Here is a 20,434-nt window from a genome sequence, read left to right as displayed (position 1 = left end):
GAAATAAGAGATTGAAGAGGGAGTGTATCGAAATGACGAATAAGGTAAAAGTAAGCAATCTTGGATATCCGAGAATCGGAAAGAACCGCGAATGGAAAAAGGCACTGGAGGCATTCTGGCAGGGGAAAATAAATGAGGAGCAATTCCGCTCCGAAATGGCAGCAATCCAGCTGCAGCATTTGAAGACCCAGCAAGAAGCAGGAATTGAGCTTATTCCGGTAAATGATTTTACATTTTATGATCATGTGTTGGATGCGGCTGTTATGTTTGGAATCGTACCTCCACGGTATGCGTATGATGGCGGCGACATCGGGCTTGATCTTTATTTTGCAATGGCCCGTGGTAATGCTGAGGCTACTGCCTGCGAGATGACCAAATGGTTCAATACGAACTATCACTATATCGTTCCAGAGATCGGCACACAAACACCACGCCTGACTGAAAACAAACCTCTAGCGGCTTATCGTTTTGCTAAATCGCAGGCAGGGATTGAAGGTAAACCGGTACTTTTAGGTCTGTATACCTTCCTTAAGCTGTCCAAAGGTTACGCAGCGGCAGATATCGCCAAGATTGCTGCACGTTTTGTTCCAGTCTATGTTCAACTGCTACAGGAACTGAAGCAAGAAGGGGTAAGCTGGGTACAAATCGATGAGCCAGCGATTGTTACAGGCATAAGTAAAGAAGAATTAACACTGCTTAACTCGATATACACAGACATTGCCGGCTCCGTGCCGGGCTTGAATATTATTTTACAGACGTATTTTGAAGCTGCTGAGCCGCTGGAGGCACTGCTAGAGCTGCCTGTTCAAGGCTTGGGTCTTGACTTTGTGCACGATGGTGGAACGAATCTGGCTTCCATCGAACGTCTTGGCTGGCCGAAGGACAAATGGCTGGGTGCCGGAATTATTGATGGACGGAACATTTGGCGTTCCGATTTAGACGCCAAGCTGCAACTGGTAGAAAAGCTCAGCGTTCATGTACCGCTTGATCGTCTTATTCTTCAGCCTTCTTGCAGTCTGCTGCATGTCCCAGTCACCGTTCAAGGTGAAGTGAAGCTGAAGGCGACAGTTAAGAATGCGTTAGCCTTTGCCGATGAGAAGCTTAAAGAGCTTAGTCTGCTCGGAGCAGCCGTCGCAGATAAAGGAGAAGCTTCTCAAGCAGCGCTGGCCGCTAGTCGTGAAGCTATTGCAGCGTTCCGCGCACTACCTGAGCGTGGCCGTAAGGATGTGGCGGAGCAAGTGCTTGCACTTGCAGCTCTACCAGACCAACGCAGTCTGCCTTTTGCTGAGCGCTTAAAGGTGCAGCAAGAGAAATGGCAGCTTCCACTTCTGCCAACCACTACAATTGGTAGCTTTCCGCAGACAGTCGAAGTGCGCCAGGCGAGATTGAAATGGCGTAAAGGGGTCTGGAATCAGGAGCGTTATGATGGATTTGTTCGTGAGCAGATCGCGGATGCAATTACCTTCCAAGAAAAGCTAGGTCTGGATGTTCTGGTCCACGGCGAGTTCGAGCGTACAGATATGGTGGAGTTTTTCGGAGAAAAGCTGGATGGATACTTGTTTACTAGTAATGGCTGGGTTCAATCCTACGGTTCCCGTTGCGTTAAGCCGCCGGTGATCTACGCGGATATTGCATTTATACAGCCTATGACTGTTAAAGAAAGCGTCTATGCACAATCGTTGACGAAGCTTCCGGTTAAAGGAATGTTGACGGGCCCTGTTACTATCCTCAATTGGTCATTTGTACGTGATGATCTCAGCCGGGAAGAGGTAGCCAATCAAATTGCTCTTGCCCTTCGCCATGAAGTAAAAGCGTTGGAAGATGCAGGCATCGAAATGATTCAAGTGGATGAGCCGGCTATTCGTGAAGGACTTCCGCTAAAGGCAGAAGACCGTGAGCATTACCTGAACTGGGCAGTGAAGTCGTTCCGTGTTGCCACGAACCATGTGAAGGCTACGACACAAATTCATACGCATATGTGCTACAGCGAATTTAATGACATGATCGATTCAATATCGGCTATGGATGCTGATGTAATCTCCATTGAGACTTCACGTAGCCATGGTGAGCTGATTATCAGCTTTGAGGAGCAAGCCTATGATAAAGGAATCGGTCTTGGAGTGTACGACATCCATAGCCCGCGGGTTCCAGCTGTCGAAGAAATGACTGCGAATATCGATCGTGCGCTGCGGGTGCTTGACCCTGAACAGTTCTGGATTAATCCGGATTGCGGTCTGAAAACGCGTGGCTGGCAGGAGACAGAGGATGCACTACGTAACATGGTAAGAGCTGCTGCTATTGCGAGGGAAAAGACAGGGGTTATTGCTTCTAAATAGACTTAAATAAATTAGAGCCAGGGTAATTTACCCTGGCTTTTTAGTTCAATTATTTTTTTGTAATCAGCTACTTGATAATAATTCTCAATCTTGTTAGAATGAAAAAGAAAAAGAAGGAACCGTGGAGGGTCCCTTTAGGCATTTACTTATTTACTTTCGAAAGTTTTGCAATCTGTTTCTTCTGCGCGTTTTGGTTCTTGGGAGCTGTGGAAAGCTACGAAGATCGATTCAGCGCTGCATTTGTTCTCTTCTGCCCAGTGGGTGCAGGAGTTAACTTCACAAACTACGTCTTTTGCCATGAGGGTTCACCTCCCCTTTTAGTAATTGACAGTATCATTCAAAGAACGGCTCTGTTCAGCAAGGTGGAGCTTGTCTCAGCAAAGCCGTGTCACGCCCTCATTCATTATGAATAGAGGGTATTTGGATTTTTTTACTAGGTTAGACGTGGTAATTGTACCAAATAATGAGTTTGTAAGCAAATGAGTTCTTTAACTTTCAGGACCCCTCCCACATAAAAAATATGTCCAATAAGAGCCGCAGAAATGCGGCTTTTTGTGTATTTCAACATGAAAAACCAAAAGAAATTTACCGAAATTCCATATTCCAGTGCAACCTTCCAAGTTTTGGGGCGTCAAAGAAATGAGAGACGGAAGAGATCTGTATAGAACATGACATTCCGTAACGTTACAATGCTAGGGATTACCACTACATTTTTGGAGGAATGAGAATGCGCAAATGGGGTCTGCATTACTTATGTTTATTAATTCTTGCGGTGGTATTGGCAGGTTGTGGCTCGGGTGATAACAATTCGGCAGCTGACAAATTAGCTAGTGACGGCGGAAATACGAGTAATTCTGCTGCAGCAACCACTGAGCAATCTTCAAAAGCTACATTAGCGGATAAGAACACCTCAGCAGAGGCTGAGACAGCAGCGGGAGGCAACGAAGCCCCAGTTGAAAAAGGTTTGACACCAGAGAACACGGATCAAGCAAACGCGGGATTCACGGGCAGTGATGTCGTGGAAGGATTGAACAAGAAGCTTATCTATCATGCCAATCTGACTATGGAAGTAGAAGACTACGGTAAAGCTCAGACTGAAATTCGAAACATGGTAACGATGGCTAAAGGATATATTATAGAGTTTAACGAGAACATGTCGCAATATGAGCAAGGGGGGACGTTTATCCTTAAGGTGCCAGCCTCCGGATTCTCTCCTTTTCTGAATAATTTGGAAAAAGTAAAACACGAATCGCTACAGCGCAGCATTCAAGGTCAGGATGTCTCGGAGGAGTATGTTGATCTAGAGTCGCGTCTGAAGGCAAAGCAGTTAATGGAAGCTCAATATACTGAGTTTATGAAAAAAGCAACGAAATCAAGTGATCTGGTCGCCTTTGCAAACGAGCTTGGTTCGATTCAAGAAACGATTGAGCAGATCAAAGGCAGAATGCGATATATAGATCAGAACGTATCCTTTTCAACGGTAGAGCTTAGAGTGTACCAGACGGATGAGAGCTTAGCTGTGAAGGAAAAGGCAGAGCAAGGTCCATTGCTGGAACGCGCATCAGATGCTTTAAAAGGAAGCCTGAACGCACTATCTGTTATGTTTCAGTGGATTTTTGTAATTCTTGCAGGCGCATTGCCGATTCTAATCGGTGTGGGCATTATTTTAGCCATCGTTTGGTTTGCCCGCAAAAATATCCGCGTACGACGGGAGCAGCAGACCCAGCGGATACGGCAGGGAAATCGGGAGCTGAACAAGGAGGTACTCCCTGCACCAGCAGAGCCAAAGGTGAAAACCTCAATAAAGGATAAGAAAGCGAACGAGGACGAGAATAAAGAATAAGCTCCTATGAATTAAAAAGCCTCCAATTCATGGTATACCGTGAATTGGAGGCTTTTCTATAAGACAGTACAGTTTCGCACGTTATCGAAGATTAGGCATGCTGGAAGAGTACACGATACTCGCCATAGCCCTCTTTCTCCAGATCCTCTTTCGGTATAAATCGCAGTGCCGCTGAATTAATGCAGTAGCGCAGGCCGTTTTCCCCTGGACCATCGTCGAAGACATGACCTAGATGGGAATCTGCTACTTTGCTGCGCACTTCTGTGCGAACCATCAAATGGCTGAGGTCCGTCTTTTCCTTCACGACGTAATCGCGGATTGGACGTGTAAAGCTGGGCCAGCCACAACCGGAATCGTATTTATCCTGCGAACTGAATAATGCTTCACCAGATACGATATCTACATAAATGCCTTCTCCGTGGTGATCCCAAAAATCATTTCGGAAAGGTGACTCTGTAGCGCTATTCTGAGTGACTTCATATTGAAGTGGCGTCAGACGTTCTTTCAAGCTTAGTTTCTCTTCTTTATGTGTCCAGTGGGTTTCGATAAAATCCTCTCGGCCGGAACCCTTACGGTAACGTTTGTAGTGGCCCGGGTTCTTACGATGGTAGCCCTGATGATATTCTTCGGCAGGATAGAAGGTTGCTGCCGGGAGGATCGGGGTAACAATCGGGTTAGCGAATCGTCCGCTTTCTTGCAAAGCTGCCTTGGAAGCCTCTGCTTGTTGCTTTTGCTCTTCAGAATGGGTGAAGATAGCCGTTCCGTAAGAGGTGCCGCGATCATGGAATTGTCCACCCGCATCGGTTGGGTCAATTTGCTGCCAGAATAACTCAAGCAGCTTGCTATAAGGGAAAATTTCTGGGTTGAACGTAATTTGTACCGCTTCAACATGTCCTGTGGTTTCGGAGCATACCTCTTCATAGGTAGGATTCACTGTATGCCCGCCAGTATAGCCGGAGACGACACTAATAATGCCTGGCAATTCCTCGAACGGCGAGACCATGCACCAGAAGCATCCACCTGCAAAGGTTGCTTTTTCCGCCTTGGAATTTATATGGTTAGTCTGATGTTCACTCATTAATATCCCTCCATTCATGTAATGCAATTAAATAGATCACAATCTAATTATAAAGCAAATAACCACAGCCTGCCAGCTTCCGCCAAATAAGCTCTCTGTTACCTAGTGTTTTTTTACTTCCTGTGAACTGTAACGAAAGCTTAGTCCGGCTATAATAAGCACAATGGCATAAACAACGATGGCTATAATCGCATTTCCAGGGTTCTGGAACAGTTGATCCCCAAGGAAGGCATACAAGGCGATGCCTGGGATTTTTCCAATAGCTGAGGCAGCTAGATAACTCCAGAAGGGCAGCCCGGCTGCTCCGGCATAGATGTTAACTGCGGTCTGCGGGATAATCGGCAAGAGACGTGCTAAGACAATAGAAGCAAAGGGCCGCCGTTCTATGCCTTTTGTGAATTTTTCAAGTAGGGGAATAGAAGTCAGATAAGCTCTCGCTTGATCTTGAAATAAGAACTTCACTACGCCGAAAAGGAATGCGGCAGCAAGGGTTGTAGCTACCCAGCAAATTAAAGCACCAGCCAAACTTCCGCATGCATAACCAAAAAATCCGATGACCGCTTTGTACGGTACAACTGGAAAGAGAGCCAGTAAAGTTGCGATCCCTATAGAGCCAAAAAGATTATGATCCTCTTTCATCCAGCTAAGGATGTCATATCTGTAGATAAACGCAAGGATTGTGCCCGAAACATAAAGAATAATCGAGAACCATTTTCTCATAGCTAATATACCCTTTCTTCCACTCATTCATCTCATCATACGGGATAAAAAGTAAATATTGAAGTGAAGATCATTGTCGGCGAACGCCAAGCAGGTATAATAGCATTTATAGAGAACAAAGAGAGAGATAAATTCTTGAATTATAAAGAGGGGAGTTAGATCAGTGATCGTTTCTGTACGCAAAAGAGTCGCCATCATCGGGATTGGCAATATCGCCCGCAAAGTATATTTGCCACTGCTCTCTCAGCATGGACAAGTTGAGGTAGTGGGGGTTCTCAGTCACTCGTCCACAACAGTAGAGCAAGCTGTTAATGCCTATCGCTTTCCTAAAGGTACGACAAATTTGGACGAGCTGTTGTCTTGGGATCTGGATGCAGTATTTGTGCATAGCCCAACGACGACCCATTATGATATAGTAACAAAATGTCTCGAACAGGGGATTTCGGTGTATGTAGATAAGCCGCTGTCCTATGATCTGGAAGAATCCATAAGGATGGCAGAGCTGGCAGAAAATAAAGGGCTGCTGCTAGGAGTGGGCTTTAATCGGCGTTTTGCCCCAATGTATGTCACCGCCAAGAGTTGGCTCGAGGAAGCTGGAGGCATTAGCCATTGCCACGCGATTAAACATCGCACGAAGCTGCAATTAGGCAGCAGCCGTGAGACTGTACATGACGACTTGATTCATATGCTTGATCTGCTGTTATGGTTATGTGGAGATCAGTATGAGCTGCTTCGCAGTAATCTTCAATCCAATGGAGAGGGGCGACTTGTCCAGGCATCTGGAATGCTGGGTTGGGAGCAAGGCTCAGTGGGGATGTATAGCATGGTTCGTGAGGCTGGTGTTGATTTGGAGAAGCTGGAGCTGCACGGTAATGGCCGTTCGGTGGAAGTGGCAGATCTGGACCAAGCCATCCTATATGAAAAAAATGCTTTGCCACGGACCCAGAGCTTTGGAAGCTGGGATACGGTGCTGGATAGAAGAGGTTTCGGTGGAGTGGTAGATCATTTCCTGAACAATATAAATACACCAGAGTTATGCAGTATTGCTGCTTCAGCAGTTCTGCCTAGTCATAGATTGGCAGCTCAGCTTGCTGAATGAGGTCTCTAAGAAAGGAGTAAAATATGGAAGACAACCGTAAATTAGTGGAGGAACAAATCATCGAAAGCTATAAGCGGGAGGAAGAGATGATGATCCTTGTATTCGCCCAGTGGTGCGTGAATCAAGGACTCGACCCGCACAGTTTATATTTGCAGGCTTATCCACAGCAAGAAGGGAATGAAGCCTTGCGAAAAGCGCTTGCCCTAACGGTTTCTGCGGAGGAAGCAGGGGATATTTCCGATGACACAGTTCTCGGCGTACTCTCCTTATTCGGAAATGATGACTTGGCGCAAATCGTGACAGAAGCGATTGCTCAAAGGGAATCTAAAGCACATACAGGGGATTGACAACGAGGATATAATGATAATGTCAGATGAACTTTTTTTAGTAAACGATGTTCATCAGGGATGAAATGTGTTAATATTATATATACTAACTAATAGTAAGTTTCGCTAGTGAGAGGTGAGAACAATGGAAGAACATCAAATTTCGATGTGTCCCAGATTTGAGACAGCCTTCTCTTTCTTAGGCAAACGTTGGAATGGACTTATTATTCAGACATTGATGAGTGGACCGAAGCGGTTTAAAGATATTTCCGGCCTCATTCCTTCAATGAGCGATAAGATGCTGTCCGAGCGGATGAAGGATTTGGAAGGTGAGGGTATTCTGGTTAGACATGTATACCCGGAAACACCTGTACGTATTGAATATGAACTAACAGACAAAGGCCGTGCGCTGGAGCCTGTTATGCAGCAGATTCAGTCTTGGGCTGAGAGCTGGGTAGAGTAGAAATCAAAGTCGTGTTTTGGCCCTTTTTCCTGAAGAACGGAGGAGGGCTTTTCAATTTTTAAATAAAAACCTTGCACAGATCGAAAAAATCTGTAATATAATAGAAAAAACGTTGTATGTTCCTTGAATGGAAACGCTTGCAATATTGGTTTTTGCTCAAATCTACTCAGCTGGAGTACAGGCATAGCAAAACTATTAGGAGGCGAGGGAGATGAAGACCACCCTGTATTCCCGGGAAATAACGTATGGAAAAAAGGATGTTACTGAGCTGGAGAACGCTTCGATCAAAGTACAGCTCATCTATGACAAGACGTTGTTCATGCTGCATAGCCATCTTCCAGATTCCTTATGGGATGCGTGGATTGGTGTGCCTTACAGCATTATCTCTTCACTCTACAAAGGCAACAATGATAGCGGGACTATTTTTCAAAAATGGATTCAAAGTCCTTCTGGCTGGAAATGTATCGGCTGTGAACGGCATTGTCTGGAGTCGACGGAACCTCTTCAAGAAGTGAATGTGGCGAGTAATCAACGACAATATAAGTTCCATAATGGCATTCGCCAAAGCATGGTGCTACAAGCCCTAATTTGGTCCATGTACGAGAATACCGTATTATTCAAACCCTTTTTAGGGGATGAGCCCTTTTTTGATGAAGATGATTTGCATACGATATCCTCTTATTTCGTGCCAACTTATCTTAACGATCTACGTCTACTGGAGCAGTCTAAGCCTTGTAAAGAGTACAAAGATCAGAATATACAGATTTATCAGGAATGGATATCCGCCCCTGACCTTGTCCTCAAATGGAATGGTGGCCTGACAGAAGGCAGATGGATGACCGGTGTTTATATGGATCACTCCCGCTTTGCTGGTTTAGGACCTTATTTAAAGGACGCAAAGGGTAAGCGAACGTATATGCAGGCTTATGTTCAATAAAAGATACAGATTTGGTGTGACCGAATAGATAAATGTAAGACAAATAACATTACTGATGCCCGTGTGGTAAACAAAAGACAGGTCGATTGTGGGGATATATCTCCATGATTGACCTTTTTCGTTCAACAAAGAGATACAATTTTCGTGAGTACAATCACAAGTCAAAACTCCTTTCAGGGTTAAGGTGAACAGGTAGAAAAGATTTTTTCAGAACCTGATCACATATCCCGAGGAGGAACTATTATGGAAACTAAACAACCTAATGATAGAATTTCAGATTTACAGCATAAGCAATCGGTGCAACCTGGATTTACTCCAGATGCCCTTGTAAAAGATATTGTGCTGCAATTCCCAAAAGCTGCGGATTATTTCAAGTCCAAACGGATTGATTTCTGCTGTGGAGGCGCCAAACCTCTTGCTGAAGCAGCTGTAGAGCGTGGACTAGATCAAGAGATGATCATTAGTGATCTCAACAAGCTATTCGAGGAATATCCGGTACCACAAGAAGAACTCGCATGGAACACAGCACCTTCTGCAGAGTTAATCGACCATATAGTGAGTAAACATCACCATTACCTGCGGGAAGAGCTGCCCCTAATTAGCCAAAATGTAACTAAGGTATACCGGGTTCATGGCGGAGATTCACCTCATTTAGAAGAGTTATATAGCTTGTTTAATACACTTAAGGAAGATCTGCTTCAGCATACAGCTAAAGAAGAGGAAGACGAGTTTCCAAAATTATTAGCGTATGATGCCAATCCAAGTGAAGAAGGGCTGACCATACTTCGTGAGGCATTAATTGACCTTGAGAGTGAACATGACACAGCAGGCGATATATTGAGACAAATACGCAAAATAACAGATGATTTCACCCCACCGGCTCATGCTTGTACAACCTATCGTTTGACTTATGCCCGGCTAGAGGAGCTGGAGAGCATGACTTTTGAACATGTTCATCTGGAGAATAATATATTGTTCCCTAGATTCCAGTAGAAAAAATGAGTTTTCAAAGAGTCCCTTAGGGGACTTTTTTTATATTTGAGAACAAAGCTTATTTACGTTATTCTTAAATAGACAGTATGCATAACTTACTACAAGCCTGAGACGCTGTGTGGTCATTAGGCGGGACAAGGCGGTGTCACTATGCCCACGAAATATATGTGGAGGTTGTTACTAGGATTAGTCATCGTATTCATAATAGGTGGATGTTCGACTCTTGCTGACGTTAATAATGAAGGGAATAATGGCTTAGCAGGATCAGACGGGCCTACGCTTTCGCTTATCGTTGCGGGAAATGACTTGCTGACCAACCCTTTGGACAAGCAGCTTAGCGAGAGCTACAGAAAAGGGATAACGATCTTTGACCTACTGAAAGGTAGTGGGAAGGCCACCTTTTCTGAGGATAACACAAGCATTCTAACGGTAAATAATATTTCACTCAGTCCAGGAATGAATTGGGAGCTGCAAATGGATGGGGAGACCATTGGATCTGAGGATTGGGGTCGAACCGTCGGGCATGAATCAAAATTAGTAATTACGGCGATGTCTAAGGAACAAGAGGAACCCCTTCAAATTGTGTTGTTGACCGTGAATGGCGGAAGTGAGCAAGTGAATTTGAATCATTCATATGTTATGGGATTTACTGAAGATTTAACAGTGAGAGGTTTGTTGAAGAACAGCAGTGTGGTGCAGTTGACCGAAGACAACAAAAAGGTGTTATCCATTGGTGATTATACTCCTCTTAGCAATGAAGTTTGGAAGATGAAGGTGAATGGGAAGCAGCTGCTTGAGAATGGAATGGACATGAAGCTTAGAGTGCAGGATGAATTGGAGATTTTATTGGCTATACGTTAAAAAAAGTACATAAATGCCAGATCTACGGTTATTCAGAACCTGTGATCTGGCTTTTTTTATTAGAATTTAGAACCTAACAAAATTGTCTTATTTTTTATGTGAAAACATTCACATTTAATGTGACTGTAATCACAATCTCTCTTAAATTTTGAAATGTATAATTTCATTATGTAGAAGATAAGTTGAAGCAAAGTTCAACAAGAACGGATAAGACTGAGGAGGCACCTAACTATGGCAGCGAAGAGAGAAAAATTAGTATTAGTCGGCAACGGTATGGCAGGCATAGGTACGCTAGAGCAAATATTGAAGCTAGGTGGAGCTTATGACATTACGGTCTTTGGAAGCGAACCTCACCCCAATTATAATCGGATCATGTTGTCCTATGTTCTCGAAGGCAGTAAAACCATCAACGATATCATCCTAAACGACTGGAACTGGTATGAAGATAACAACATTACCTTGCATACAGGAACAACAGTTACGCGAATTGACGAGCATTCCAAGCAAGTAATTGCGGATAACGGTATGGCTGTTTCTTACGATAAAGTGATTATTGCAACGGGTTCGAATTCATTTATTTTACCTGTACCTGGTTGTGATAAGGAAGGCGTAGTGGGTTTCCGGGATATTGCAGATTGTGATGCGATGCTAGCTGCGGCTAAACAATACAACAAAGCGGCGGTAATCGGCGGGGGCTTACTTGGATTGGAAGCGGCAAAGGGTCTTGTGAACCTTGGCATGGACGTTACTGTAGTGCATCTGATGGAAGATCTAATGGAGCGCCAGCTTGATCGTAATGCCTCCTCTATGTTGCAAGCTGAGCTAGAGCGTCAAGGCGTGAAATTTGCCATGGGCAAACAAACAGTAGAATTGACTGGGGAACAGAGAGTAAGTGGTTTACAATTTAGTGATGGCACTACACTTGCAGCTGATTTTGTAGTTATGGCTGTAGGCATCAAACCGAATATAACTGTGGCAAAAGAAAGCGGAATTGCTGTTAATCGTGGAATTGTAGTGGACGATTATTTGCAGACCTCTATGCAGAATGTATATTCCATTGGCGAATGTGCCGAACATCGCGGAGTTTGTTACGGATTAGTAGCGCCGCTCTTCGAGCAGGGTATGGTTCTAGCTAAACATCTCTGCGGAAGCGATACAAATCCATATGAAGGTTCTGTTGTCTCCACCAAATTAAAAATTTCCGGTGTGGATGTATTTTCTGCAGGTGAGTTTATGGATTCCCCTGAGCACACTGTAATCTCAAGCAAAGATGAATGGAAGCGAACCTATAAGAAAATTCTGCTCAAAGACAATGTCATTGTTGGTGCAGTCCTGTTCGGGGATGTGACGGAATCGGCTAACCTGCAAAAGTTAGTAAAACAAGGTGCTGTAATGACTGATGAGATTTATACAGAGGTCATGGGTACGGGCTGCTGCGGAAGCGGAGCCAAAAAGAGCACATCTGTAGAAGCTATGGCGGACGAAGAAATCGTTTGTGGCTGTAATGGGGTTACGAAAAAAGCGATTGTGGATGCGGTCATAGAAAATGGTTTTACTACTGTGGACGAGATCAAAGCATGTACAGGAGCGACGCGTTCTTGCGGAGGTTGTAAACCGGTTGTAGAACAAATTTTACAATTTGTCCTGGGTGATAGTTTTGAGCAGTCTGCCAAGCAAGGTATCTGTAGCTGTACAACGCTTAGCCGGGATGAGATTGTTGCTGAGATTACAGCTAAAGGTCTTAGTACTACTAAAGAGGTTATGCATGTACTGGGTTGGAAACAAGAGGAAGGCTGCTCTAAATGCCGTCCGGCGATTAACTATTATCTGGGGATGCTAAATCCGGATACACATCAAGATGAGAAGGAATCACGTTTTGTTAATGAACGTATGGGAGCCAATATTCAGAAAGACGGAACCTATACCGTTATTCCACGCATGTACGGCGGGGTAACGACACCAGAGGATTTGAAGAAAATCGCTGATGTCTCCCTTAAATATGATGTAAAAGTTGTGAAGGTGACTGGTGGGCAACGCCTGGATCTAATCGGGGTGAAAAAAGAGGATCTGCCGAAGGTATGGGAAGAGCTCGATATGCCATCAGGTTATGGTTATGCCAAATCGCTACGTACGGTTAAGACTTGTGTGGGTTCACAGTTCTGCCGTTTCGGTACACAGGATTCGCTGGGAATGGGCGCGCTCATAGAACGTAAGTATGAACGTCTTGATTTTCCTGCCAAGTTTAAAATAGCTGTCAACGGCTGCCCACGTAACTGTGCGGAATCCTGCACGAAGGATATTGGCATCGTCGGTAATGACGGCGGTTGGGAAGTATTTATCGGTGGTAACGGTGGGATCAAACCACGGATTGCTGATTCCTTCTGCAAAATTAAGACCGATGAAGAGTTGATCGAAGTGTGCTCCGCTGTGATGCAATATTATCGTGAGACCGGTAATTATTTGGAGAGAACCTCCGAGTGGGTTGAGCGTATGGGACTTGAGCAGATTCAAATGGTCATTTTGAATAATGAAGATAACCGCAAAGAGCTGGCCGCACGGATTGACTTTGCTCTGACTCAGGTGACGGATCCTTGGAAAAAAATGCTTAATGACAGTAGCACTCGTACTGCGCTTTTTGAAGAAACAAGAGTCTAGCGGATATAACGCACACAGAAGGGGAGAGACCAATGAATAAGACCACACAAACGTATGCAATAGGCTCAGTACAGGATTTCCTGCTGCAGATTGGCCGTGTAGTGATTGCTGGAGCTGTTGAACTGGCTGTATTTCGTGCCTCTGACGGAGCCATCTATGCAGTAGAGAATCGTAGTCCTCATCCTAAGGGTGGCCCGCTTGCGGAAGGGATCGTGTCAGGTCACTATCTGTACGATCCGCTGTACGATTGGAAAATCGATCTGCGCACGGGTGAGGTGCAGGCTCCAGACCAAGGTAGTGTTGTGACTTATCCAGTCACACTGGACGGAGAGAAAGTTACAGTGAGCGTGTAGACACCGAAGAGTGTAGTAATAGATTTAATAGAAAACGGTGGGGTGGAGTATTATGTTTACGCAAAGTGTGGAGAGCATCGTAGAGACGGCAGTCAGTAAGCGGGACAAAATGAATGAAAGCTTGCTAAGATATTTTCTAGCAGCCCTGTTGGCAGGTGCTTATGTAGGCATTGGGATTATCCTTATTTTCTCTCTAGGAGCACCGCTAGCAGCTGCTAAATCACCTTTCCAACCGCTTATTATGGGTACATCCTTCGGCATCGCCTTGACGCTTGTAGTATTTGCAGGCTCAGAACTGTTTACTGGGAATAATATGTTTTTTACTGTAAGTACACTGGCAGGCAGAACCAGTATCTGGGATACCGTTAAGAACTGGATCCTTGTATTCATCGGGAATGTGGTGGGTGCAGTGATTTTAGCGCTTTTAATTCGTGGGACTGGGTTATTCAGTGCTGCGCCGCCAGAGCATTTGATCTTTACAGCCGCTGCTAAAAAAATGAGTCTCCCGTTCTCTGAGCTGTTTTTTCGTGGAATCCTATGTAACTGGCTGGTCTGTTTAGCGCTATGGATGTCCTCACGTGCTAAAAGTGAATCTGCTAAGCTAATTTTAATCTGGTGGTGTCTGTTCGCCTTTATCGCAAGCGGATATGAGCATAGTGTGGCTAATATGACTCTGCTTAGTGTTGCTGTGTTGCTTCCGAATCATCCGGAAACCATTACGATAGCTGGATGGCTGCATAATATGATCCCTGTAACTTTGGGGAATATCATTGGTGGGGGCGTATTTGTCGGCATGGCCTATTGGCTGATCTCACCAGTGCGTGGTACTCGCAATAACCGTTAAATCCATTTTTAATTAACTATATTAGAGCTGAACCGATCTTGGGTTTAGCTCTTTTTTTGTTGAATATAAAAAAAAGACACCTGCATTAGGCGCCTTGGACCACTCTATTTTATATTATGCAGAATAATTGGGTCATGTATGTTTCATTGAGGTGAATAGAGGGTATATTATAACGGAATTAGATCCGGCAGATTTCGTTCGGACACAGTTCGCAGTGGCAAATTTCTTGCAGCATGCCAAGGTCCTTGATGACAATCATACCGTTCTCATACTCAACAGCATCTTTTTTACGCAGGTCGCTCAGCATCCGGTTAACACTTTCACGAGTGGCACCGATCATGTTGGACAAATCTGTATGCGTAATTTTTTTGTTGATAAGGATATTCTCACCATCGCTGCTCTTCTCACCATAGGTATTGCCAAGACGAATGAGCGTGGAGCATAGTGCACCAGGTTTGCCGTACATCATTAGATCACGGAATTTAGTTTGGGTGAGACGGTGATGAATACCCATCCATTTCATAAAGTCGATAGCAAAATCACAATGTTGGCAAATGAGAATTTCTAGATCCTTTTGTTCGATGACGCCAACTTCACTTTCTTCAATCACTTCGGCTGTAAAGCTATGCTTAGTGCTGAAGAATGGATCTGCTTGACCTACCATATCGCCAGCTTGATACATATAAAGAATGAGTTCTTTACCTTCATCAGTAGATTTAGTTAATTTCACACGTCCACGTTTGATATAAAACAATTTATCCGAGTAGTCGCCTTCCCAGAATAGATGTGAACCCTCTGGAACTATGCGCTCTTTCATTGTAACTAGAAGTCTGTTGAAATTCTGTTCGGAGAAACAGTTTGTATTTCCGTGGGCTTCGATAACATTGTAATGTTCTTTTAGCATAATCGACATCCCCTTTATTCCCTCAGTTTTTCAGTAAATTTTAAATTAATTATACCTTGAAAATCCCTCGAATTGGTTATAAAAAATCGTTTAAAAGTGTCGAATTTTCAACATTGTGATAAATTTCACTTCTAAAGTGTTCGATGTAATATTCTTTTTAACTAAAAAAGAGTAAGTGATCTCACGTTTATGATATATGAACAGCGGCTATCCATTATTCTCAAATACTGGGTTAATCGCTGTTTTTTTGCGTCCCCGTTAGATTGTAACATATAACACAGTTGAAATTCATGTTAAAGAAATTAGTTTTATCTCAACTCCGTATAAATGCACACATCTTCATTACGGTCGGACATTGGCTCTATTGCTATGCAGCGATATCCTGAAATTGGAGCAAAAATCAGGAGAAGGAGAAATCATATATGGCTAAAGTAGCAGACAAATATCTTAAGGTTGATCCGTGGGCAATTATTGAAGAGGGCTTTGATCCAGAAAGAAATCGGACTTCGGAATCTATTTTTTCATTGGGTAATGAATACATGGGTGTACGCGGATATGCAGAGGAAGGGTATTCAGGTGACACCCTGCAAGGAAGTTATTTTAATGGATTAAATGAACAATTGGATATTGGCAATCACTATAAAGGGATTATTCGCTCGCTGAGATATATGGTGAATGCGGTGGACTGGCTGTATACACGTCTATCTATAGATGGTGAACAGCTTGATTTAGCAAAAAGCAACGTAACAGATTATGTGCGCAAGCTGGATCTTCGTAAGGGTACGTATCGGAGAGAGCTAATCTGGCATCTAAACGATGGCAAGTCGCTAAAAGTAGTCTTTACACGTCTGGTCAGCATGACTATGTCTCATTTGGGGTTGCAGCGGGTGGAGTTTGAACCCCTTAATTTCTCAGGGAGCGTGGACATTTGTGCAGGTCTTAATTTCGGCATTATTCATGAAGAACGCGGCGAATGTATGTGGAACAGTCTCCGCAGCGGAGTAAGTGGAGCGTCCTCTGCTATTATGGCCAGTACAGTGAATACTGGGAATAAGCTGTTCTCAAGCTTTACCTTACAATCCTCGCAGCCGTTGCAGCTCACTGCTACTGAGAGTGATAAGTTTATTGGACAAAATTTCACTCTGGACCTTACGGAAGGAGAAGTTTCCTATTTTACCAAACTGGTTATGAACTATTCGGATAGTGATTCTGCCCATACAGCTGAAGAGCTGTGGAACAAAGGTCTGTCTCTTGCTGAAACAGCAAGCCAATTGACAGATACCCAAATAATCGCTGATCAGACAGCTTATTGGAAGGGCATCTGGGAGACAAGTGATATCCGAATTGAGGGCGATCCTGAGAATCAGCAGGGTATTCGTTTCTGTATCTTCCAGCTTTATCAGACCTATCATGGCGATCATCCCGGATTTAATATTGGTGCCAAAGGGCTGACGGGTGAAGTATATCGTGGGTTGGCTTTTTGGGATACAGAATCCTATTGCTTACCGTTCTATATGTTCAATAATCCAAAGGCTGCCCGGAGCTTATTGGAATTCAGATATAAAACATTGCCGCAGGCTATGCAGCGCGCTAAAGAGGTGGATTGTGAGGGAGCCTGCTATCCAATTGCTACTATAGATGGAACAGAAAGCTGTGATCTCTGGCAGCACTCTAATCTTCAGCTTCATGTAGGGACTGCTGTTTCTTATGGCATTTGGCATTATGTCAAAAATACCGGTGATAAAAGCTTCCTGCACAGTAAAGGGGCTGAGATGCTGATTCAGATCAGCAGATTCTATGCTACACGTGGCCAATGGGGGCAACGCAGCGGGGAATATGGTTATTTTGGCGTTATGGGCCCTGATGAGTTCCAATTGATGGTCAATAACAACTGCTACATTAATCTGATGGCTCAACAATCTTTTGAATACACCCTAGAGACTCTTCGGGAGATGAAAGAACAGGCTCCTGCTGCTTTTGCAGCTGTGGTAGAGAAAACAGAACTTCATGACGAGGAACTCACCGATTGGGAAAACAAGGCGCAGCATATGCGGATTCCGGTTGACGAAGTGACAGGAGTTTATGAAGAGCATGATGGGTTCTTCGATATGCCACATATTGATATTCATTCGATTCCTGTTACAGAATTCCCGTTATATTCGAACTGGTCATATGATCGTTTGTATCGCTATGACATGATTAAGCAGCCGGATGTACTTATGTTTATGTTCTTGTACAGCGGACAATTCTCTAAAGAAGCGAAGCTGGCGAACTATGAATATTACGAGCCTAGATGTATTCATGAGTCTTCGCTGTCACCTTCGATCCACTCCATTTTGGCGAGTGAAATCGGCAAACCCGAGGAAGCATATTCGTTTTTTGAATTTGCTACTCGACTGGATTTAGACAACTATAACCGTAATACCCGTGAAGGGCTGCATACTACCTCAATTGCAGCTGCTTGGATGAATATTGTTTACGGCTTTGGTGGAATGCGTTCGGATGGAGCACGTCTGTCCTTTCAGCCAACCCTGCCAGAACGCTGGGATAAATATAGCTTCCAAGTATTGTATGAAGGAGTGCTTCTGAGAATTGTGGTCGACAAAAATTCAGTAACAATCACTGCGGTTAATGGTGGAAGTACCGAAATTATAGTGTACGGACAGTCGATTACAGTGGATGCTTCCGGGAAGACGCTTCCGCTAGGCGAAGGGATGCTGGCAGGATGAACTGGATCGTAAAGGAGAGTTGTTTTGATAAACAGCTTGTGACGACGAACGGTAACAAATATATGTTAGGCAACGGCTACATGGGGTATCGCGGCACACTGGAGGAATTCAGTAAAACTGAGCTAGTAGCTGTCACCCTCGCAGGACTATATGACAAAGAGGGGGACAAATGGAGAGAACCAGTTAATGCCCCTAATGGATTGTTGACCAAAGTTTTCTGTAATGATCAGCTCTTAAGTGTGCTTGACTGTGAACCGGTCGCTCATACTCAGGAGCTGAATATCCGAAATGCCATTCATCATCGGAGCACTGAATATGCTGTATCTGACGGTGGGGCGTTGACGTTTACCGCAGATCGTTTCGTAAGCCAGGATAATCTTCACTTGCTCGTTAGTAAATACTCTATTCGCAGTACTCAAGACTGCCGAGTAGCGATTGAGACGGGAATTGACGTAGATGTGTGGGATATCAATGGGCCTCATCTTTACGGACAAAAGGTACAGCTCAAGGACGAGGTGCTGATCTCTTCTTCTGTTAGCGGAGAATTGAAGATTCCGGTTGTTGTGGCGGAGAGGGCGGTATTCAGTTTTGGTGAGGAGCTACTGGAAGATGGGGCTGCTGTTCGCCGGATTTCTTTTGATGCCCGTGCGGGTGAGACGTATGAATGGTTTAAGTATGTAGCAGTCTATACTGGACTTGATGCTGATCAGCCGGAGTCGGAAGCTGTTAAATCTGTCCATGCTGCTGAGGCGCTGGGTTTTGAGGGGTTATTTAAGGCTCATCGTCTGTTATGGGACGAGAGATGGTCACACAGCGATGTAATCATCGAAGGTGATGAAGCTGCCCAATTTGCCTTGAGATATAGTATCTATCAGCTGTTAATCATTGCCCCTACAGTTTCGGAGAAGGTGTCTATTCCAGCCCGGGGATTATCGGGTCAGGTATATAAGGGAGCTGTATTCTGGGATACGGAAATGTTTATGTTGTCGTTTTTCCTGCACAGTGATCCTAAGGTAGCGCGGAACTTGATGATGTACCGGATTCATACATTGGATGGTGCTCGCCGTAAGGCAGCGGAATATGGATTTTTGGGCGCATTTTATGCTTGGGAAAGTCAGGATACGGGAGACGATGCCTGTACGCTGTTTAATGTGAACGATGTATTTACAGGCCGGCCGATGCGGACCTATTTCCGCGATAAGCAGGTTCATATCAGTGGTGACGTTGTGCATGGGATCTGGAAGTATGTTCAATTCACAGGCGATGAAAGTCTGCTTACTAGTGGAGGAGCTGAGGTGATCTGGGAATGCGCTCGCTTTTTCTACTCTTACGCTTACTATAATTCGGTTAAACAGCGGTTTGAGATTCTGGATGTAACAGGTCCGGATGAATATCATGAGCGTGTGAACAATAATGCTTTTACCAATGCACTGGTTAAAGAGACGCTGGAGATTGCCTTGCATACGGCAGCTTTGCTGCAAGAGAAGTATCCTGAGGCCTACGGTCAATTGTCCGCTCCGTTTAGCTCAGGGCCATTCCTGAAGGAGTTCAAAACGATGCTGGATAGCTTTTATGTTCCACAGCCTGATCCTGCCAGTCTTGTTATTGAACAATTCGACCGGTACCTCACCTTGGAGGATGTAGAACTAACAGAACTGAAATCACGTGTGCTTAATAAAAATGAGTATTTTGGCGGCGGCAATGGCTTAGCTACCACCACAACCATACTTAAACAAGCAGACGTTGTGTTGATGCTGAATCTGTTTAAACACTCCTTTAGCAAGGAAGTGAAACAAGCGAACTGGGGATTTTACGAACCGCGTACGGAACATGGATCAAGCTTAAGCCCTTGTATCTACGCTTTGGTAGCTGCTGATATTGGTTCACCGGATTGGGGCTATCCGTATTTTATGCGTACGGCTACCGTCGATCTCACCGGCGAATCTAAGCAATATGTAGGGGATCTCTACATCGGAGGGACTCATCCAGCTGCGAATGGTGGTGCTTGGATGGCTGCGGTTCTTGGCTTTGCTGGGCTGGACTACGACGGAGGGGTTGTGCACATCAATCCATCTCTGCCGCAACATTGGCAGTCCGTTCAGCTTCCGGTTACACTGCGCGGCGATACCATCCAACTGCGGATCAGTAAGGATGAAGTCACTGTGATCACAGCTGCTGATTACAGTGGAGACTTAGTATTCTCGGTGCAAGGCGGAGAAGGCAAGTCGTGCTCTGCTGGTGAGAACCTTCGACTGGCTTTGTCGAAACGGGAGTATAAATATTAATACACAAC

General features: G+C 44.5%; 17 protein-coding genes. 13 read left to right on the top strand and 4 right to left on the bottom strand.

The features are described from left to right. Positions 1 to 32: 32 nt before the first annotated feature. Positions 33 to 2,336 carry a 5-methyltetrahydropteroyltriglutamate--homocysteine S-methyltransferase gene (gene metE / locus NSQ66_RS21685; protein WP_076104363.1) on the top strand — a complete coding sequence of 768 codons (2,304 nt, stop codon included), beginning with the start codon at positions 33 to 35 and terminating at the stop codon, positions 2,334 to 2,336. Positions 2,337 to 2,482: 146 nt separating this feature from the next. Here metE and NSQ66_RS21680 read toward each other — a convergent pair whose 3' ends face one another. Continuing rightward, on the bottom strand, positions 2,483 to 2,635 hold the full coding sequence (locus NSQ66_RS21680) for a DUF1540 domain-containing protein (RefSeq protein WP_076098619.1): 153 nt from the start codon (positions 2,633 to 2,635) through the stop codon (positions 2,483 to 2,485). Between the two features lie 428 nt (positions 2,636 to 3,063). Between NSQ66_RS21680 and NSQ66_RS21675 the strand changes: the two genes are divergently transcribed. After that, positions 3,064 to 4,179, top strand: a complete 1,116-nt coding sequence (locus NSQ66_RS21675) for a DUF4349 domain-containing protein (RefSeq protein WP_076215331.1) — start codon at positions 3,064 to 3,066, stop codon at positions 4,177 to 4,179. Positions 4,180 to 4,270: 91 nt separating this feature from the next. Here NSQ66_RS21675 and msrA read toward each other — a convergent pair whose 3' ends face one another. Together msrA and NSQ66_RS21665 are read right to left on the bottom strand one after the other, a co-directional pair. Next, complete coding sequence (gene msrA / locus NSQ66_RS21670) at positions 4,271 to 5,257, bottom strand: peptide-methionine (S)-S-oxide reductase MsrA (protein WP_339279378.1); 987 nt, start codon at positions 5,255 to 5,257, stop codon at positions 4,271 to 4,273. Between the two features lie 102 nt (positions 5,258 to 5,359). After that, positions 5,360 to 5,977, bottom strand: a complete 618-nt coding sequence (locus NSQ66_RS21665; protein WP_076215325.1) for a VTT domain-containing protein — start codon at positions 5,975 to 5,977, stop codon at positions 5,360 to 5,362. Between the two features lie 163 nt (positions 5,978 to 6,140). On the opposite strand from NSQ66_RS21665, the gene NSQ66_RS21660 reads away from it, so the two are divergent. From NSQ66_RS21660 to NSQ66_RS21620, 9 genes are all read left to right on the top strand, one after another. Beyond that, on the top strand, positions 6,141 to 7,076 hold the full coding sequence (locus tag NSQ66_RS21660) for a Gfo/Idh/MocA family oxidoreductase (RefSeq protein WP_076215322.1): 936 nt from the start codon (positions 6,141 to 6,143) through the stop codon (positions 7,074 to 7,076). 23 nt (positions 7,077 to 7,099) lie between these two features. After that, positions 7,100 to 7,423 carry a hypothetical protein gene (locus NSQ66_RS21655; protein WP_036682960.1) on the top strand — a complete coding sequence of 108 codons (324 nt, stop codon included), beginning with the start codon at positions 7,100 to 7,102 and terminating at the stop codon, positions 7,421 to 7,423. A gap of 124 nt (positions 7,424 to 7,547) precedes the next feature. Further along, on the top strand, positions 7,548 to 7,865 hold the full coding sequence (locus NSQ66_RS21650; protein WP_036682958.1) for a helix-turn-helix domain-containing protein: 318 nt from the start codon (positions 7,548 to 7,550) through the stop codon (positions 7,863 to 7,865). Positions 7,866 to 8,076: 211 nt separating this feature from the next. Continuing rightward, positions 8,077 to 8,802: a hypothetical protein gene (locus NSQ66_RS21645; protein ID WP_076215319.1), complete on the top strand. Its 726-nt coding sequence runs from the start codon at positions 8,077 to 8,079 to the stop codon at positions 8,800 to 8,802. A 297-nt stretch (positions 8,803 to 9,099) separates the two neighbouring features. Further along, positions 9,100 to 9,795, top strand: a complete 696-nt coding sequence (ric, locus tag NSQ66_RS21640; RefSeq protein ID WP_076215358.1) for an iron-sulfur cluster repair di-iron protein — start codon at positions 9,100 to 9,102, stop codon at positions 9,793 to 9,795. Between the two features lie 150 nt (positions 9,796 to 9,945). Next, a complete protein-coding gene (locus NSQ66_RS21635; protein WP_036682955.1) occupies positions 9,946 to 10,656 on the top strand; it encodes a hypothetical protein in 711 nt (236 codons plus the stop codon). A gap of 231 nt (positions 10,657 to 10,887) precedes the next feature. Continuing rightward, the gene (gene nirB / locus NSQ66_RS21630; protein ID WP_036682952.1) at positions 10,888 to 13,311 is read left to right on the top strand and encodes a nitrite reductase large subunit NirB; all 2,424 of its coding nucleotides are present in this window, start codon (positions 10,888 to 10,890) and stop codon (positions 13,309 to 13,311) included. Between the two features lie 32 nt (positions 13,312 to 13,343). Continuing rightward, positions 13,344 to 13,664 (top strand): nitrite reductase small subunit NirD, encoded by a 321-nt coding sequence (gene nirD / locus NSQ66_RS21625; RefSeq protein WP_036682949.1) that lies wholly within the window; start codon positions 13,344 to 13,346, stop codon positions 13,662 to 13,664. A 52-nt stretch (positions 13,665 to 13,716) separates the two neighbouring features. Then, positions 13,717 to 14,508: a formate/nitrite transporter family protein gene (locus NSQ66_RS21620; protein WP_076216110.1), complete on the top strand. Its 792-nt coding sequence runs from the start codon at positions 13,717 to 13,719 to the stop codon at positions 14,506 to 14,508. Positions 14,509 to 14,686: 178 nt separating this feature from the next. Here the strand turns inward: NSQ66_RS21620 and NSQ66_RS21615 are convergent, their stop codons facing one another. Further along, positions 14,687 to 15,412: a Crp/Fnr family transcriptional regulator gene (locus tag NSQ66_RS21615; protein WP_036682945.1), complete on the bottom strand. Its 726-nt coding sequence runs from the start codon at positions 15,410 to 15,412 to the stop codon at positions 14,687 to 14,689. 422 nt (positions 15,413 to 15,834) lie between these two features. Here NSQ66_RS21615 and NSQ66_RS21610 point away from each other — a divergent pair, with 422 nt between their 5' ends. Further along, positions 15,835 to 18,141 (top strand): glycosyl hydrolase family 65 protein, encoded by a 2,307-nt coding sequence (locus tag NSQ66_RS21610; RefSeq protein ID WP_076216113.1) that lies wholly within the window; start codon positions 15,835 to 15,837, stop codon positions 18,139 to 18,141. Next, positions 18,138 to 20,426, top strand: a complete 2,289-nt coding sequence (locus NSQ66_RS21605; protein WP_076216116.1) for a glycosyl hydrolase family 65 protein — start codon at positions 18,138 to 18,140, stop codon at positions 20,424 to 20,426. The genes NSQ66_RS21610 and NSQ66_RS21605 overlap by 4 nt, the downstream gene beginning before the upstream one ends. The last annotated feature ends 8 nt before the right edge of the window (positions 20,427 to 20,434 follow it).

This window comes from Paenibacillus sp. FSL H3-0329, from assembly GCF_037963285.1.
GTDB classification, from domain to species: Bacteria; Bacillota; Bacilli; order Paenibacillales; family Paenibacillaceae; genus Paenibacillus_AQ; species Paenibacillus_AQ odorifer.
This window is presented reverse-complemented; position numbering and strand designations above follow the sequence as displayed.